Source organism: Candidatus Nitronereus thalassa (assembly GCF_032191465.1).
Taxonomy (GTDB): Bacteria; Nitrospirota; Nitrospiria; order Nitrospirales; family UBA8639; genus Nitronereus; species Nitronereus thalassa.
Genome location: NZ_JAQOUE010000001.1, coordinates 502,622 through 521,532 on the forward strand (window position 1 = coordinate 502,622; position 18,911 = coordinate 521,532).

11 protein-coding genes are annotated in these 18,911 nt (G+C 52.9%); 1 reads left to right on the forward strand and 10 read right to left on the reverse strand.

Annotation, left to right across the window (positions count from 1 at the left end; genetic code table 11):
- Positions 1 to 297 precede the first annotated feature (297 nt).
- The 7 genes from PPG34_RS02445 to PPG34_RS02475 form a co-directional block, all read right to left on the reverse strand.
- Complete coding sequence (locus PPG34_RS02445; RefSeq protein ID WP_313831548.1) at positions 298 to 11,769, reverse strand: DUF7948 domain-containing protein; 11,472 nt, start codon at positions 11,767 to 11,769, stop codon at positions 298 to 300.
- Positions 11,770 to 11,784: 15 nt separating this feature from the next.
- Positions 11,785 to 12,417 (reverse strand): Lcl C-terminal domain-containing protein, encoded by a 633-nt coding sequence (locus PPG34_RS02450; protein WP_313831549.1) that lies wholly within the window; start codon positions 12,415 to 12,417, stop codon positions 11,785 to 11,787.
- A 208-nt stretch (positions 12,418 to 12,625) separates the two neighbouring features.
- A complete protein-coding gene (locus PPG34_RS02455) occupies positions 12,626 to 13,222 on the reverse strand; it encodes an Lcl C-terminal domain-containing protein (RefSeq protein ID WP_313831550.1) in 597 nt (198 codons plus the stop codon).
- Positions 13,223 to 13,582: 360 nt separating this feature from the next.
- Positions 13,583 to 13,798, reverse strand: a complete 216-nt coding sequence (locus PPG34_RS02460; RefSeq protein WP_313831551.1) for a hypothetical protein — start codon at positions 13,796 to 13,798, stop codon at positions 13,583 to 13,585.
- A 17-nt stretch (positions 13,799 to 13,815) separates the two neighbouring features.
- On the reverse strand, positions 13,816 to 14,031 hold the full coding sequence (locus PPG34_RS02465) for a hypothetical protein (protein ID WP_313831552.1): 216 nt from the start codon (positions 14,029 to 14,031) through the stop codon (positions 13,816 to 13,818).
- A gap of 1 nt (position 14,032) precedes the next feature.
- A complete protein-coding gene (locus tag PPG34_RS02470; protein ID WP_313831553.1) occupies positions 14,033 to 15,247 on the reverse strand; it encodes a class I SAM-dependent methyltransferase in 1,215 nt (404 codons plus the stop codon).
- An 89-nt stretch (positions 15,248 to 15,336) separates the two neighbouring features.
- Positions 15,337 to 17,187, reverse strand: coding sequence for a DNRLRE domain-containing protein (locus PPG34_RS02475; protein ID WP_313831554.1), 1,851 nt, complete (start codon positions 17,185 to 17,187; stop codon positions 15,337 to 15,339).
- On the opposite strand from PPG34_RS02475, the gene PPG34_RS02480 reads away from it, so the two are divergent.
- Positions 17,186 to 17,350 carry a hypothetical protein gene (locus PPG34_RS02480; protein WP_313831555.1) on the forward strand — a complete coding sequence of 55 codons (165 nt, stop codon included), beginning with the start codon at positions 17,186 to 17,188 and terminating at the stop codon, positions 17,348 to 17,350. The two genes, PPG34_RS02475 and PPG34_RS02480, sit on opposite strands and share 2 nt — an antisense overlap.
- Positions 17,351 to 17,519: 169 nt before the next feature.
- Here the strand turns inward: PPG34_RS02480 and PPG34_RS02485 are convergent, their stop codons facing one another.
- From PPG34_RS02485 to PPG34_RS02495, 3 genes are read right to left on the reverse strand one after another with little or no spacing between them, the layout of a single operon-like run.
- Positions 17,520 to 17,732, reverse strand: coding sequence for a hypothetical protein (locus PPG34_RS02485; RefSeq protein ID WP_313831556.1), 213 nt, complete (start codon positions 17,730 to 17,732; stop codon positions 17,520 to 17,522).
- A 15-nt stretch (positions 17,733 to 17,747) separates the two neighbouring features.
- Complete coding sequence (locus PPG34_RS02490; RefSeq protein WP_313831557.1) at positions 17,748 to 18,395, reverse strand: hypothetical protein; 648 nt, start codon at positions 18,393 to 18,395, stop codon at positions 17,748 to 17,750.
- The gene (locus PPG34_RS02495; protein ID WP_313831558.1) at positions 18,373 to 18,909 is read right to left on the reverse strand and encodes a hypothetical protein; all 537 of its coding nucleotides are present in this window, start codon (positions 18,907 to 18,909) and stop codon (positions 18,373 to 18,375) included. Before PPG34_RS02495 ends, PPG34_RS02490 begins: the two co-directional genes overlap by 23 nt.
- Positions 18,910 to 18,911: the final 2 nt, after the last annotated feature.

Genomic DNA, 18,911 nt, shown 5'->3' on the forward strand with positions numbered 1-18,911 from the left:
ATACCATTGGATCAAATTTAACTCTTTATTGACATACATTGAACATAAAAATTCTGCGTTTTTGTAGGGATATCCTGTGCGCTGGGTTGAGCGCCATTTGTACATCTTAAGATAGTCCTGGCGCCACATTAGAAGACACCGGTTTTCTAAACCGACACTTTAAGAAAATAAAGTACATTCTTGAACAGCATGTCAACCCATAGTTCTTATGGCATACAAAACAACCGGGTCCTCACATTGTTCGCAAAGACCCGGCTGATCTAAATTGTAATTGATCAAAAACCTAATGGGCTACAATCAGGGTACTACCGTTACGACATCCGTGCCTTTGATGCGTTGCCCTGTGGTGGTTTGCCCTTCAAGCGTGGCACTCGTCGCCTCACCTGTGAGCTGCAACCCTTCGGTTTCTATATGTACCACCAAGTCCGTGCGTCCATCCCCATTGACATCTTCCTCCGACGCTTGGGCCGTGCCATTGCCTTTTACTCGCACTTGAGCATCTGCCAAGGTGACGGTCAACGAATCGACTGTAGTTGCATCAAACGTTGCACTACTCAAGATGGCAACGGGAATCTTGCCATTGGAGCCGAGGTTAATTGGGTTGTCCTCACTCCCGGGTTTAATATCAATCTCAACGAATTTGGCATTCTCTCCCGCTACCACCGTCACGGGCTTCCCGCCAACAACAACGACCACCGGGGACGGATTTGTGGAAGGTGTTGTGAAAGTGCCTTCACTGGGATCCGCGGTCAGTTCATTCCCCGCCCCCAATTCCACGGTCGCAGGTTCGCCATTAACCTCAAAGGCCACCATGACAGGTGCAATGTTCGTCGACGGGGCGGTAATCGTGCCCGTCTCTGGATCCACCACTGCTCGGCTGCCTTGCGTCACAGTCAGCGTGGCAGAATCCCCGGTAAGCTGAATATCGGCAGTCACATTACCGGTAAACACTTCGAGATCCACACTGCCACAGCGCACCGTCACTTCGGTATCGCGCTCCAGACGCAAAACCGATTCATCAAGATTGTTGGGCATGCACACGGAAACCCTGGCTTCCTGCCCACCCCCCGACGGATCGGTAAATAACCGAATACCTGTGGGGCCAGGATCGGCACTGATCATCAACTGTTGATTGCCCTCGGTGAGTACTTCACCAAATGTGCTACCGCCAAGGACTGGGCCATCGCTAAACGTTTTAGATTTGTCGTTTGGTTCCAAATCGACTCCATCGGCAAGGCCATCGTTATCACTATCTTGTAGGCACGCTGAAAACTCCGAGGTACTGCCATCCGGGGCCGTGGCTGTGGCAGTCATGGCGATCCCCGACGGATCAGCCCCACTCACCTGGGCAACAAACTTTGCTTCCCCCTGTCCGTTCGTTTCGATGACTTGGGAGCCGAGGAAAATTCCTCCTTCGCCCAAACCAGCCGGATCACATGATTCGGTCCCAAAAAACTCGATCGTATACGTGGTTAAGGGGAAACTTGATAGGGTGCCACGGACAGTGGCTTGACCTTGGCCCCCAGAGGAGAAACTGAGCACAGGGAAATTTTGCCGTTGATTGGGTCCGACATCAACATCATCGTCGTCATTCAGCGTGACCCCATCAAAGCCCACATCAATCCCGAGATCACCATTGCTATGCATCCGATTCTGGGTGATAGTATTGCCTACACCCGCATTGGCTGTCAGCGCCACGCCGTCCGTGCCATTAAACGCAATCAGGTTATCGGGCCCGATCATGTTTTCACTTGCCCCATCCAGAAGGATCACGCCTCCCGCGGCATTGGGGACGGCACTATTGCCACTGATAGTCGTGCCAATATAATTCCCCATCACCAGATTCATGGAGGCTCCTTTGGTAATGGTGATTCCTGATGCATTCCCGGATATGACATTCCCTGCCCCCTCGGTAGTCCCTCCAATGATCATGCCGTTGGCTTGGACCAGGATGCCGTTGGAGGTATTGCCAATGGCTGAGGTTCCGGTGAAATCGGTCCCAATTAAGTTACCTTCCACGCGGTTGTTGGGCCCAGCCGATGCCTGGAACTCGATCCCCCTATCCCCATTGCCGGAGATCACGTTGCCGGCACCAGGAATGGTGCCACCGATAAGATTGCCGTTGGCACTCCCGACGAAGACAATGCCGTCACCCGTATTCCCGAGTGCGCCGGTGCCATCTTTATCGGTGCCAATGAAATTGCCCTGCACCACATTGCCGGTATTGACCGCGCCGCTAAACCGAATGCCCGTAGAATTTCCAGAGATCACGTTGCGGGCTGCAGGCGTATTTCCACCAATGATGTTATTCGAGGCGAGGGCAAGATTCATTCCGAATACCGTATTCCCTAACGCCACCGTGCCCGTAACATCAGTACCAATATAATTGCCCTGAATAATATTGCCTGTCGCTTCCACTTGAGAAATTTCAATGCCGCTGGCTCCGTTCCCTGAAATGAGGTTGCCGTCATTGGGTCCAGTCCCACCAATAACGTTCTGCTGCGCCTTAAAAATGCGAACCCCATTTTGACCGTTGGGCACGGCACTTGTGCCTGTGGCATTTGTGCCAATCAAATTACCCAACAGCGCATTGACGGAGGCAACCCCATTCAGTTCTACTCCATGCTGGATATTGCCGGAAATGACGTTGCCCCCGTTTCGAACGAAACTCCCAATCGTATTACCACTACCGTTGTTCACGCGAATCCCACTTCCCGTATTACCTAAGGACCTATTTCCTGTCACATCGGTCCCAATGAAATTTCCGAGCACAGTATTATTGGTGGCGACTGTCCCTTCAATCCGAATCCCGTCCTGTCCATTACCGGAAATGAGATTACGCTCATTCGCTGAAGGCCCGCCGACAATAGTTTCAGCCACGTTACGTAGCTCAATGCCATCATTCCCATTCGCAACAGCAGTTAATCCATCAATGTCAGTCCCGATGAAATTTCCAACAATTTGAGTCCCCTTGTTTTCTGATCCAGTAAGTAAAATTCCATCGAGCGTATTCCCTGATATGACGTTCCTCTCGCCGTTCAAAACTCCGCCCACCACATTGTTTGCAGCATTACTGATAAATAGACCATAAGTGCCATTGGATAGCGCGACCTTTCCTTGAGCGGCGGTCCCAATGTAATTGCCTACAATGCGATTGGCGTCGCTCCCTGCCAACGTAATAAGAACACCTTCTGCCGTATTCCCAGAAATGACATTCTGCTCTCCAGTGGCAGTACCACCTATTAGGTTTTGGTTTGCCCCTAATGTCAGGACTACACCGGATTGATTCGGCACCGCACTAGTTCCTAGAGCATTGGTGCCAATGTAATTGCCACGCACCATATTCCCAGTTGCCCCGGCTTGAATCAGGCGAACCCCCGCCCCACCATTGCCGGATAACACATTCCCCAAACCCGTCGCCGTGCTGCCAATTGAGTTATTTGGCGAATTATTGACGAGCACCCCGTGTAAGCCATTCCCTGCTGAGGTCCCGCCTGTGACGGTGGTCCCAATGTAATTGCCTTCGATCTTGTTGTTACCGCCAACGGCACCAATCAAAATTCCAGATTGGTCGAACCGGTTAATCACCAACCCCCGCACTGTACTATCACTCGTGCTCAGCGTCAGGCCCGAACTGCTCACCCCAGCATTGGAGCCGTCCAATTCAATCACCGGGACGTCTGCATAGCCCGCCTGCGTCGTACCGTCAATGATGACTGGATCGGTCAAACTCGGCAGAGCCGCCGTCGGCTGAATCGTATGAGGGCCCTCTCCATCGAGATCAAACGCAATCAGATCTTGGTCGGCTCTTGCGTTTGCGGCTATGATCGCTTCGCGTAAACTGCAATGCGTCAGGTTACACACCCCATCATTGCTATCGTCTGTTGCATTCACAGTGAAGAGCCCGGCAGAAAAGGGATCAGCATTAATTAAGAGCACCGAGGTCCCACGACCCGAAACGAAACCATCCAACAAGGGATCAAAATCCACCGTGCCTTCCAGAACCACTTCAAAGTTGAAGTCCGTGCCCACATCCGGTTGGTATGTATAGATGCCTGGAATAAGTTGAAGCGAATGCTGGATTTCTGCAGCCACCTCCCCGTTCGTGCCACCGAAAACCGTGAAACTGGCTGCGCCAGATTGACGAATGTCAATCTCCAGAGGGAAGCCACTCACTACCAGGGTATCCGTGCCACGACCGCTGACAAAACCATCCAAGGCTGGGTCAAAATCCACCAGGCCGTTGACATCAACCCTGAAGTTCAATGAGGCCGCCGCCGCATCGGAAATCACCAGGGTATAGTCTTGGTCCGGAATCAAGTTGACTCGATTCACGAGGCTCGTCCCAAATGAGCCCGTCTTGGTTGACACTTCAAACGTAGGACTTGTCAGGGCCGTCGCATCGATATGAATGGAGGAAGGTAGCGGTCCTGAAGGACGCCAGCCGGTGGTAACGCCATACGCCACTGGCCCAACGGAACGGAAGGTGATCCATCCGATATTTTCTCCCCATGCTCGACCGCTCAATTCCCCTGTGACGGGATCAATGATTACGTGATAATTTGCCGTGGCACAACTATCAGTATTTCGACACGACATACTGATCCACCCGACGTTTTCCGCCCAGGCGTAACCGTGCAGATGTCCAGTGCCATCATTCATAACGCCGCTGCCATTGCTCGGATGAAGATTAATCCATCCGATATTCTCCGCATAGGCGAAGCCTTCCACCGTTGTATCGGTGACGGCCACGCCGGGTCCAAAGATCGGTTGAAAATTAATCCAACCAATATTTTCACCATACGCGAATTGCTCCCCTGCTTCATCAGGATCGATATTGGAAGAAGGCGGCACAACCGGCACAACGCCTCGACCAGTCAGATTAATCGAAACCAACGGTTCATCGACATCATCACTGGCAATTTCCAGAACATCACCGTGACTACTTTCAGATGAAGGCGTGAACCTAACCTCGACATCAGTACTGGCACCAGGCGTGAGCAGAAAGGGAGTGGTTGGAGTAAGGGTAAGCGCAAGGTCTCCAGTCCCACCAGACTCGAGGGACACAGACTCCAACGTAAGATTACTCGTTGGACCCACATTCGATATGGTCACAGTGGCAGACTGACTCGTGGCAAGCTCCACGTCACCAAAGTCGATGACGGTCGGCACGACCTGAATGTCCGACTGAGAGACAGGAGGCGCAAAGGACATCGTGATAACGGAAATGTCCATACGGTCAACTTGACTTCCTGCGTTGGCAATAAACGCAACCTGATTCCCGAAGACATCATTCAAACGCTGATCATCCGGTAGATTCGTGACTTGAAAGATCTCGCCCGTGGAGATCCGGTACACAAAAATCTCAAAATTCCCTGTGACGTTTGACTCCCAGGTGACCAAGTCTCCGTCGATGGTTGGCGCATACGTTACAAAACCCTCTAATTGCACGGCAGTCCGTCGTTCACTCGTGTCAACGTTCAAAAGCTCGATTGACCATGTCTTAGATGTACCCTCAGGAGGAAAATCAGAGGATTCCCACACAATCCATGCACCGCTGGTGTGCGGATACCGTTCGGACAAATTTGCATCGTTGGCAATGTCTATAATCTGTCCGGTCGTCAGATCATAAGCCTTAATATTATGCTGTCCCTGATTGGGATTGGTGGATGAGTCAAACTCTTCCCAGACAACCAATCGCTGGCCAATTTCGACGGACGTGGCAGCATGGGGACCGGATAGTGTAATTCGAGCAGGGCCAGAACTCCCAGAAAAATCCAGCAGTTGAATCGTGGACGCTCCAACGGGTCCTTCAACCCAAGCGATAGAATCGCCATGAATGCGAGCCTCCCGGACCAAGGCCGAATTCCGAAGCACGGTAATATTACCCGTAGATATTTGGTAAAGACGGATTTGCCCCAAAGTTGATGCATCTGATTCAAACGCTGTGTAGACGACGAAATCACCCTCTGCATCGTTTAATTGTTCACTTAAAACATCGTCCGAAGCAACCGCGACAGGCAGACCAATCACGCCGTTATCATTGATACGTTGCAGGAAAATGTCACCTGGTCCAAATCCTGTTGAAATACGCTCCACTTGTGTAAACACCACATAGCGACCAGCAGAGTCTTCGCCTAACACGGGAGTTGTTGCAAACAAGGAGGACGGAGAAACGGTGACGTCAAACGAAGTCTGGCTGGGAGGAACCGGAAAGACAACATCGGTCAATTCCACCACCGAGTTATTAGCGGTGTCGAGTTCCGGCACGGAGTTGGTGACCGCAGCCGTAAAGGTGGTTTGACCCAACTCGGATGGCGTGACATCCAATATGATCTGCGTACTGGTATTGACTGACAGCGTGCCCAACTCGCACGTCACGCCCGAGGACCCCGAGCAGAAGCCACCAGGGAAGGTGGCGCTATTGACGGTCATGCTGCTAGGTACCGTTGCGGTCAGCAGGGTATCCAAGGCCACGTCAGGACCGGGATTGGACACTTCCAAGACATAGACCAATGATTGTCCAATAAAGGCAGGATCCGGCGAATCTATGGCGGTCAAGGCAAGGTCCACCTGCGGATTGCTCGTTTGCACGGTAATGTCTTGCCCATAAAACACAAAGATTTGGCCGGAGGCGGAGTTAGCATTGGGAGCGCCAACGATGACATCTATTAGACCGTCATTGTTGAGATCGCCCGCTGAGGACACGGCATACCCAAATTGACTATCTGGTTCGGTTCCTTCAAATACCAAATCTTGGTTCGGATCGTTTTGGTCCACTATTAACGTGGCTTTGCCGGGATCAAAGGTATTGTTGAGAAAGGGTGATCCGACAATCAGGTCAGATGCCCCATCCCCATTAAAGTCTCCCGCATTCGCCACATCCCAACCAAATTGTTCACCAGTTTCAGCTCTCGATCGGATGGTAAAACCAGTGCCGGCACCGCCTTGCGTTTGAATGGTTCCACCTGGAGAATCAGTGGTTATACCAGGACACCCCAAGACCGCGTTGCCAGTGACAGCAGGATTCCACAGCGCCACCGAAACTCCACAGCGGTCACTGTCAGACGCGAGTATTGAACTGTCATCACCTTGCGTCACCCAATCAATAACCGCATCGTCCTGCCCACCTAATACGACAGCCATTCTCCCATTCTCATTATTCGCTAAAGGACTAAAGGGGAATGGGCTCCCAATGATAACATCACTGATCCCATCATTCGGAATGACCGAGTTTCCAAAATCCCCTGAGCGAACAACCACACCAAATTGCGGATTCCCAGAAGACCCGAGAACAAGACTATTCGGCCCAATCGTCCAATCAGCTTGGGAGGCCAGCAGCGTCACCGGGGAACTGCCCGTGTCATGCCCGAAAAAGAGATACACCTTCTTTTCCTCAGGCGCCCCGACCACCACATCGTCAATGCCGTCGTTGTTAAAATCGCCAGCGGTATACACCGAAGTGCCAAAGGCACTGCCGACGATCTCTCCTTGCAAGATCACATCCGCCTCGAAATCCGCCTGGCCTCCATACGCAATGTAAGCCTTCCCTGTTCCGGCACTAAAGGGCGCCCCGATGATCACATCGTCAATGCCATCGTGGTTGAAATCTCCGGCATACGCCACCGAAGTACCTAGTTGCTCACCGGAACTGCCTGCCAGCACCCCCGCCTCGGTCCCCGAAGGCCCCACCAACAGATGCGCGGTTCCCGCGTCGCTGTTCGAACCCGGAGCCCCTACGATGAGGTCCGGAACCCCATCATTGTTGAAATCTCCCGCATGTGACACGGCATGCCCTAGCCGCCCTAAGACGTTGGAGGACGCTGAGGGCAAATCTGCAGGTAAAATTTCTAATGTTGGGGGCGGGGGTGGGATATCACCCACCTCTAAGAGGGTCGTAATTTGCTGGACATTGTTCTTGTAATTGGGATCAAATTCTCCAACAGTGCGCACTTCAACAGAAGCCACGCTATTCCCGGGCAACATATTGCTTGTAACTAAAAAGATTCTCACTAATGGAGTCCCTCCTGAAACAACAGTCCCCACATCACAGGTCACCGTCTCGGAGGTCGCCGTACAGACCGCACCGCTCGCACTATCAAAACTAGTTCCTTCCGGCAGGGTGAGGATGACCTCCACCTGACTGGCATCATCAGGACCGTTGTTCGCAAGCTGAATGAAGTATTCCGCCGACGTGCCTTGAATAATCGGATCTGGCAAGACCGAGAGATCAGCAGAAAGGTCAGCCTCAGGTCCACAAATATTTGGGGTGAACAGTTCTGCGGTATTCAGCATCACCGTATTCACGCCATCAAATGAAGTAAATCCACCGACAACCAGCACTTGTCCGGTTCCCAACACAGTCGCGGTAGGAAATTCGCGTTGAGTGCTCATAGGCGGCATTTCGGTCCAGAGACCTGAAGTGGGTGTATACAATTCACCGGCAAAAGCATTTGTGGAACTCCCACCGGCCGCAAACACACGACCGTCCGCCAGCCGCACCATCCCGAATCCGCGGCGACTGATATTTAAATCATCCGTCAAAATCCAGGTCCCGGTATTCGGATCATAGATTTCACTTGGCGCACCATCCGTAATTTGCGAGCCCGCTACCAAGACTCTGCCATCTGCAAGGCGCACGGCCTGACGCGCCGAATGTGGCACTTGCATGTCGCCGGTAAGCGACCAGGGATTCTCGACGGCCGGATCTACGGTGTAGTCAAAGAGCTCAGCAGAACGAAACACTTCTCGGTCAGGAGACGGCAGCGTGTTGCGTCCTCCTGCAAGAAGTACGTTGCCATTCGTCAATAGCGTCGCTGTTGCAAACACTCTAGGGGTCAACAAGTTCCCACGAGTTGTCCATGTGTTGGTGCGGGGGTCAAAGACTTCGGTCGTCGTATCGGTGTTGTGTCCGCCGGCCACGAGCACCTGCCCGTTAGGCAGCAGAGTTGCGGTATGCGCGAACCGTGCGACACTCATGGACTGATTAGGTCCGGTCAGCTCTGTCCATTGGCCTGTCGCAACATCGTACAATTCTGTTGAGGTCAAGACTTCAAGGTCTGCTTCGGCATTGATGGTTTGACCACCAGTGATCATAACTTTCCCGTTCGGCAGGAGTGTCGCGGTGTGAAAATTCCTTGAAACGTGCATCGAGCCCGTGGGTGTCCAGGAATTCGTTACCGGATCATAGAGTTCGGCAGAACTCAAAAACCCGGATTGCCCAGGGGCCGGCTGCCCGCCAGCAATAAGAACGCGCCCATCGGGCAGCAAGGTGGCTGTGTGGGAGGCTCGAGGCGAGGATAGGTTTAAAGATTGACTCCAGGTTCCCGGATCAGCTGGCACCGGCAAGTCGCGGCAGACCTTGGCCACAAAAGCATCGATCCCCCCGTTATTGGTTGACTGAAGCGGACTGTTCAAAGTCCCAGGGAAACCAGACGCGGGCGTATCGGTCAGACCAGCAACATGCGGATTGCCGTTCAAGTCTACGTCGACGCTAAACCCTGCATCCGTCCCACTGCTCCCAAGATAGGTCGAGATACCAAGTGCCGATCCATCCCCCTTCATGACAGTGACAAAGGCATCCGTACCACCCCCGTTGATCGATTGAATGGTACTGGCGGCCGTGCCAGGAAACCCCGACGCTGGGGTTGAAGTGAATCCGGTGACGTGAATATCTCCTGCCCGGTCCACAGCAATGTCTTCACCCCGATCGACCCCGTTCCCTCCCAGATATGTCGAAAAGAGAATGGCCGATCCGTCCGCCGCAATTTTTGTGACGAACCCGTCGATCTGTCCGCCTCCATAGGTGGGTTGAATCAGACTGCTGGACGCTCCCGGGAAATCCGAGGCGGTCGCATTGGTGAGTCCAGTCACGACACTGTTGCCCATGGCATCGACAGTAATCGCGGATGCCTGGTCGGACCCCGTGGTGCCAAGATAGGTGGAAAAATCGATGTCTGACCCGTCGCCTTTCAACTTAATGATGAAAGCATCAAAGGTTCCAGCATTGGTGGACTGAATCGCGCTATTAACGGTACCGGGAAATTCAGAATTCGGACTATCCGTGAGCCCCGTAACATAAGCATTCCCCGCTGTGTCCAAGGCAATATCAAATGCCTGGTCACTTCCAGTACCCCCCAGATAGGTGGAAAAAGCCAAACCCGATCCACCCGGCATCACCTTTGCCACAAAACCATCGGACCCGCCGCCATTGACAGCCTGAATGAGACTGCCGCTCGTTCCGGGAAATCCCGAACCCTGCGAGGACGTACTCCCGGATACATAGGCATACCCTGCCCCATCAACCGCGATCCCAAGACCTGCATCGCGCTCAATGCCACCCAGATACGTGGCATACCCGATGGACGTGCCATTATCCGTGAGTTGGAGCACGAAAGCATCTTGTGATCCACCTCCATAGGTGGACTGGATCAAACTTCCTGCTGTTCCCGGAAAGCCAGAGCCTGGCGTATCGGTGATCCCGGTGACATAGACTGTTCCTGCTCCATCTACCGCAAGCCGGCGACCACGGTCCGTTCCGCTTCCGCCAAGGTACGTGGAAAAGACCAAGGCTTTGCCGTCAGCCGTGATCTTGCTGACGAACACATCCTGTGTCCCGTCAAGTGTCGAATCAAAGATCGAACAATCCGGCGTCAAACACGTATCCGTAAAATCAACAGAGAAAGTGCCTCCCGTCACGTACATAGCCCCATCCGGGCCCACAGAGAGAAAGGCCCCCGTCTCGTACGTAGTCACGCCACCTGCGTCTCCTGTGGAAACATCTTCATCGCCCGAGCCGCCAAGATAGGTGGAGAAGAATAGAATCGGATCAATGATCACAGGTCGGGACTGATCATACTCCGCAAGAACAATACGAACATGCGGGTTCTGAGCGGATGCCTCACGAGAACGGCGCCCGGGCTCTTCAGCACCAGCGGGGACGTGCTGACGAACCACACTCGTCCCTGGCTCGAGCACATAGTGTCCCGCGATACGATGTTTCAGACCATCATCATCATATTGATAGACTACCGGCTGTTTGAGGAAAAGAGTTCCCGAAGGCAAAGCGAGGCGTATATGACCGTCGCCATCAACCTCAATTTGCTCCGCCCCCTCAAACGCAAGTTGAATGAGGGAGGGATCGGCACCGGGTGCCACCACCAGGTCATATTCAAGCTGGCCATCACGGCCATAGTAGACCACATCAATCCCTGGATAGAGATCGGCATATGCAACTTTTTGATAGGTCGGGATCCCAGTCCGCCATTGTCTGGGGTCATCCCCCAAAAAGTAATTGACGATGCCCGGCAGTTGTTCGCTTCCGGTAATAGACTGGGGCGTATCTGCGCCTACAAACGACATGCGCAGCATTTGTACCACGGTTGATGATTCATCCGTTTTTGCCGCTAATGAATCGGCTGTGGGATCCATCAATGAAGAAGAATCTTTTTGACGATCTTTACCAGAAGGGACAGGTAAGGCTAAAAAAGCATCGGTCTCGGACAGTAGGAGCGTATACCCTTGTCCTCGTGAGAGAAACTTAAAACGTGCATCAGCCTGACCAAGATTTTCCTCAAATGACAAAGGTAATTTTCCCCAACGAGAGGTCAAAGAAGACTTCGCACTGACGAGTGGCGTTTTTATAAGGCCTGTGGTTCCTTCAGGAAAGTGTGGTTCTGTCAGCGTGCCCCACACGTGCGAAGAGCCGACCAGGAAGAAACTACACAGGGTCCAGACGCTTGCGAAGAGAAATATTTTGGGTTGCCTCATGAGTTTCCCCTCATCTTAGTATTCAGATAATGGCCCGCCACCTCGGACACACCAGACGAGGACATCATCACGCGATTTCGATAGCTTAGTTAGGACACCAGCACCCAGCAGTACGGCCCACGCTTGGGAAGAATCCTCGGTAAAGGAAGTCGCCGTCCAATACCAGAAAGACTGAATGTTGCTAAATGGATGATTTGGTGGAAGTTTTGGTGAAACAGCTGTTCTATCTATCAACGAAGCCAACTCATTGAATGAAGGGGCCCGCCATCCCTTTTTCTCAATTCCGTCATCTACTCTCACGAATTTGTTAGCACAAGTTTCCATTCCAGTAGCCCATGATGCACTTGGGAATGCGGAAGGTGACCGTTCCCAAACAATTCCGGTTTCGTTATCTCGCACAGCACTTCCGCCTAAGACACATGTAAACCGACTTGAGTTGCAGGGGTCGGAAGTATCGTCTGCTGGCAAAGCTCGATCCCAGATCTCAGAGACTTGCTCCAACGTCTTCATTGTCGGGGCCGGCGGCGCGGAAGGCTCCAAGTTCCCAGCAAGAACCTGCAAACTTCCAAAGATCGAAAGCAAAATATAGATGAGCGGTGTTAGGAAAGCCGAAAAATGTCTTGCATGTGTACACTCATGTTTATTCATTCTGTCATCCTCCGGAATTATTCAACATGGGACTTAGAATTATTAGTTCATCGCTAAGGAAAAGATCCTTTCATTCATAAAACCTTTTGTTTGCGAGGCATAATTTCGACTTATTGCAACCGCTTCGTAAATTCACCTTTGGAAAATGTATCAACGGAGATGTGGCAATTAGTACTGAGCCTGTTTCCAAAAGATTGCCTCAGCACGTCTAATACCGATCTCCATGATTTTGTCCTCCCCGCACGCACCAAATAAGACCGAATGAGGTCTTGAGATGTGTTCCGACTTGGTTACCAAAAACAGCCCAAGCCCGAGCAGTGTCATCGGCCCGAGTTGTCGATGTCCAATAAATCCTGTCACTGAAAATATTGTTAAAAGGATGCCCCGATGGCAGCAGCACGGATCCCGTCATCAAACTTGCTAGTTCATGCACGGTTGGAAGTCGCCAGCCTCGGCGGTTACCAGTTATTCGATTGGGGCATTGCAACTTTTGATGGAGCCAACCCGACGTAGAAAGATCCGGCGAACGTTCCCATACGAGCCCTGTTTCGTTATCTCGCACGGCTTCACCATTCATCACGCACGTGAACCGGCTGGAGTTGCAGGGATCGCCGGTATCATCGGCGGGTAAGATTTGGTCCCACGCGCCGGTGGTTTGCTCCAACGTTTTCATGGTCGGCGCCGGCGGGGCTGGGGGCTCTAGACTTCCTCCATGAGAGTTCTCCGGACTGAAGGTGATAGTGCCACCCACTAGCAGACAGGAAACAATGATAATGTGAATGGGTACATGAATCTGCTCATTCATTTGAGTGCCCTCCGATGTATGTTCATCCTGAAGATTTTGTGTTCATTTCGAGAGATTTCCGGTTAATATTTTTGGATTTTTGCTACAGCTCGCTCTGTCACGTTCTGAATGCTGGGGCTTCTTATAAAGAAAAAGAGGTTACAGATTGATTACCGATTGGAAAAAAAGATGCGGAATTAGACGTATATCCCAATTCAGGATGGGATAAATGAAAGAGTTAAAGGCTGGGCACGTGAGGCTGCGGATAGTGCCATGCCCCTGGAATGGCATCTCCGACCATGAAAATCATAACGAAGAAAAATACCGTGCAAAGGGTTCCTCGAAGAACCAATGCGTGAACCCAGCCCTCGATTAAAACGGTTACAATGCGCGAACGGCCATGACTCTCGAGGAGGGTATGACCCCGGATGCCGCACCCTGTGACCGACGCCTGCGAACACGACGTATCGAGCATCGTGACAGAAGACACGAAAGCCGTCCGTCAGTCTTGTAAGCCTGTGGGGCTGGGCCAACGTGCCACAGCTCATCCGCAAGATTGAGAGCCACGGTATCTTGATCTTGATAAAGTTTATCCATAAGTGTGTCCTTTATCGTCAAAGGTGATTACCCTGTGGAGCACTCATCGTAATCCAATGTTGTTCAAAAACCGGACTCGGCTCAACGCGTCCGGCTAAGAGATCGGCGACCACCCATTGTGCATCGGTATGCCATTGCGTCGAGACGTCTTCAACCGTTCGGAAACCGGTCACAAACGGTTCGCCCAGGCGGGAAATCGCCGAGAAGAAGCCGCGCACTTCCGGGAGTTCCATTTCAAAAGAGTTCTGGCATGACATGATCCAACCACAACCGCGAATGAGCATTCAGACACAAACCATGCAACGTACGGAGCAAGCGCTCAAGTTCCTCGCGATGTAAATAGGGGCTGACCCCCTCCAGCACAAACAGCGTCGATGCGGAAGGCTGATAACCACGATCGTAGAGCCCCCGTTCCCACCCGTTGAGACGAAAATCCGTGGGGATCAATTGCAGCCCTTGCGCATCCCCCCCCCGCAGGTCAAACTGCTTTTTCCGAAGGGCCAGTGTCTGACGCAAATCCAATCCGTACCAGGTTTGACCGGGTTTCATGTAGTGCAACGGGTTCGTATCCATCCCGTGCCCCAAAATCACGACTTGGGCAAACCGATCACCCTGCGCCTGCAACAGCTTTTGAAGATGAAGCCCCCGGGCTTCGATCATGTGGGGAAGTTGTGGTGTCACTTCCGCGAATCGAAGGGCGAGGGCTCGACCTTGGTCTCCGGCCACGGCTTGTGAGTCAGGATTGTTTCGCAGCCCGGCAATCATCAACGCAGAAAGTTTGGAATTTTCCGATTGAAACAGATCCGCTTTGCGATCCGGCACGCGCGGTTTGTCACAATAGACACCCAACACGACCTCGGCGGTCGCCAACAATTCATTCTCTTGATAGATGTCCACATGCGCAGGCACATCGCACCGACCCTTTTCAACCAACCGCTGGGACACCTGTTGGCGGACCGAATCCGCGAGAGTCGTCGTACCGCGGATAACGCCCGTACCGAGCCGCAAATGAGTCACCGTATTTTTCTTCAACCACAACTGGATCGGCTGGGCCGCACATCGATCATGTACGCCCACGGCATAGGTGCCACTCAGAGAAGCCCAGGCGGCAATCCCCGCGGTATAATCCGCCAGCAGGTAAAACACCGACGCTTGATGCGTGCCGTTTTGATTCATGGTCGACGCGAGTAAAGGCACAAGGCACGAAGTCGATGAATCAGAAACCGCCTCCACCTCAAATCCGACCACTCGCAATAACGGCACCATTTCACGCAAGCGTTCCGTAAGCAATGCCGGGCTGCGATTTCGCCGTGTGGTATCTTCGGCTGACAATGCCTGTTGCAGATCGAGTGGAACATAGAACGCATCAAGCGGAACGGAAAACGTGTTCGTTCGTGTTGCACAGTCATCGTGACCATCAGTGACGCGAGAGTACCATTCAGATTTCATAGCAGTTCCCCAACATGATCTGGTGCCTGCACTTGATGAGCAGGCACCAGAATTTAACGGATGACAATAGGATAGCGGACTGTTTTCTCTTACAACGCCAAGCACCGAAGCGTGATTTGAAACTTTCCGGGATCACTCGTGCCATTGTTTCGGACTTGAACAAAGAACCGATCAGTCTCCACACCGGGAGCGACGGTATCATTTGCCGTCTCTTGTTCCAGAATTTCTAAATCAGCATCAGACGGCCCACCCTCAGGGAGTGGGGTGAGAATCACCGAACCCACCAACAGCACACTATCAGCCCGTCCGCCGTTGCTCGTCACACAATTGGCGTCGGTCGCTTGGGTCTCCAACGCATCCACGATTATTTCATCAGACGTGGCGGTAAACACCTCAACGTGCTTATTACTGCGAGCAAGTTCGCGCCAGAATCCATTCCCATCACTGCGCAGGCTCAGGCTTTCGCCGTCTTCCAATTCGTAGAAAGACGAATTACTTTTCAGAATAATGTTCAACACGCCACAGGATCCGCCGGAGACACAATTGCCTACGTCAATCACTGGAGGCGCGCCTTGTTCAGCCACATACCGCAGATCGAGTACGGTCCCATCGACAGCCTGGGGGATAGCCGCCAGTCCTCCATGACCAGCGATAACTCCCGCGGACTGAGAATTTCTCAAAATGAGCGCACTGGAACTCAAGGTTGGCCCATTGTCAGGGACAAGCAATCCATTCGCATCGACGCTTGCCGTCGCGGTTTTGATGATGAGCGATCCTTCAACATTGGTTTCCTGCTCCAACATGGCATCGCCCATGACCATGGCATCCTTCATCATCATGGTGTCACCTTCGAGCAGGGCCTCACCCATGACCGTCGCTTGTCCCTCCATCATGGTATCGCCCTTGATCATGGCATCCTGCATCATCATGGTGTCGCCTTCGAGCAATGCTTCGCCCATCACGGTCGCCTGCCCTTCCATCATCGTATTGCCCATCACCATGGCATCGGACATGAGCATGGCATTGCCTTCGAGTTGGGTATCGCCCATCACCGTGGCCTTTTGCATCATCATGGCGTCACCTTCCAGCTCCGTGGTGCCCATCACCTTGGCATCTCCCATCAGCATCGCCTTCTTTTCGATCATGACCTCTTTATTCGCCCCGGCATCCAGCACCAAATTGCCGGTCGCCGCAATCGTGGCGTCGCCCGAAGGGGCAACAGAAATAAGATTTGTCAGCACATCGAGATTTTGAGAGACAGTCGTGAGTGCCGCATTCAAGGCATCAATCTGCGCTTGAAAATCCGGTCCCACGCTTCTCAACACCACTTCTAATTCCAGAGGGTGACTCGTTCCCAGGGTCTCTTTGCTGTCCCAATCGACCCGGATGGGATCATTCGAATCTGGCACCAGCGCAAGCCCATGGTTCTGGACCGAACCATCCACCCAGTCCTCCACCACATTCGTGGGGATGTCCACGCTGATAAACTGCTTCTCTCCAGTGACAACGGGAACGGTAAGAAGGGTCGGGCCAAGAGCCGGAGCCGTATTGGCACTCAGACTCGACTCGACCCACGGTCCCAAAACCGTGTGCACGGTAAAGGCACCCGGATTCTGCACACGGTCTGTAAATAATCGAAGTGTGACCTTCTCGATCGTGCTCGTCGCAGGAATCGGCGACAGATCAAACCGAACAAAGGCATGCCGCTCACCACCCCCCCCCACATTCCGCACAGAGAGATTGACTCTATTCCCATTCGTCTGATTTGCCGCCTGGAGATTGATATGACTGTCGTCGGTGGCATGCAGCGTGATCGCCTCAACATCAGAGTTGCCGAACAATCCGACGACCAACAGCAACACCCCAAAAGGTATGGCCCGAAAAATGATTTCGCGATAAGAAAACTGAAAGTAAGTTCGAGGAGAGCGACTCTTCATCATGATGTTTTCCTTTCTTGCTGATGCGTGGGTTGGCCAACAAACGCGCCTCTTTCATGACCACGACATGACTGGAATGACCCGTATTTCATACATTGCGAACGCTGTTGTAGCGCACCAGGAGTTACAGATTGATTACCGATTCAAAAAAAAGATGCGGAAATAACCGTAGCGGGGAAAAAGCGAGAGAAAAAACTTTCAGAATTCTCAAGGGTGAACGAAAACAAAAAACAGCCTCGCTGCAGTGGCAACGAGGCTGCGAATACCTTGGAAACAGCAGAGATGCCGTACACCAACCGTGCGGGTGCCCTCAGAGCTCCAACGGATGGTTGCTCTTATGTGGAAGGAGATAGACCAAATCGCAGGACAGCCATCACCATGGATGCCGCCCCCTGTGCCCGACGCATGCGAGCACGACGCACGGACAGTCGTGAGCGATCATGTATGCGACCAGGTTGATACACCCCGACATGCCACAGATCATCTGCAGCATCGCAGACCACGGTCTTGAGTCGATGAGAATGAGGGGGCCGTAATGCAACATTCATGAGCGTAATCCTTTCTTATAAATCATCATGATCATCAGCGACCTGCAGCACAGGTGTGCTGCTTGGCATACCTTCGGTTGTCAATTCCGTCGAGGAGGGTTCTGGATTGAGACGCGGGACTGCGAGACCCAACCGTTGCATTTTTTTGGAAGCGAGCACCCGCGCATAAAGCGACTCGACGTGGTCATACCAGGCACGAAATCCAGACCGCAGCCAAATGGACTGGGCATAGGTTCGAATCTGACGAGCCCCGTGCTCCATGAGGGATGACGCACGCGCGTCATCGACCACCACCGGAATATACCCAGGCTGAAAATCGTCATAAACGGAAGACGCGGCATGCAGCAGGTGCAACATCACAGCCTGCTCATCGTCGGGCGCTAAACCGGGCCGGATCAGCAGATCACAGCGATTTTCAAGAAAACTAAAATTAAAACCCAGCGGCCCACGATAGGCCACTACGGCTCCGACTGGTGTCGAGAAACCCTTCACCCTTGCCAACCACACGCGACGATACCGTCGTAATCCCAGACGTTGGTATTGGTGATCGAGGACATCCAAGTGCAGATCGTGCGCAAAGCCTTCAGCCGCGGCATACACCGGCCCTCGTACCTGCGTTATCAGATCCATCAGGTCACGGTCATGTGGCACAGCGGAACACACAGTTACCCCCCCCCCGCAAGGCCCCTAACCGCTCTAACGGCAGAGCCAGATACGACCACGTCGCCAGAGCGGCAACCCGGGAGCCAATGGTCTGCACGGCCGCACCAAACACACGCGAGGTGTATTTGTTCACGGGCCGAAACCAATTTTGACCGGAAGCTATGTCAGGCGTGTGAATCCACGACGCTTGTTCGGCAAGCATGACCAGACAGGATAGCAAGGGCACGCCTGACGAGACCAAATGCTGAGAATGAAACCCGCCAGGCGTACTACGCCACGACATCACCGTGGCCCACGCCGCATCCTTTTCCACGGTCAACACGCGAAATACATCGGCGGTACCCGTGAGCGCCTTCTGCCAATTCTCCAACACGACGTCCATGTAAGGAGCCAACGCGCGGCGCTTGTCCGGATATAAAAACCCGAAGGCTTCATACCGTTCAAACAATGCGGTGGCAGAGAACGCGTTCACGCGAACGCCATACCGGTCGTACAGCTCGTTCAACCGCATCACGA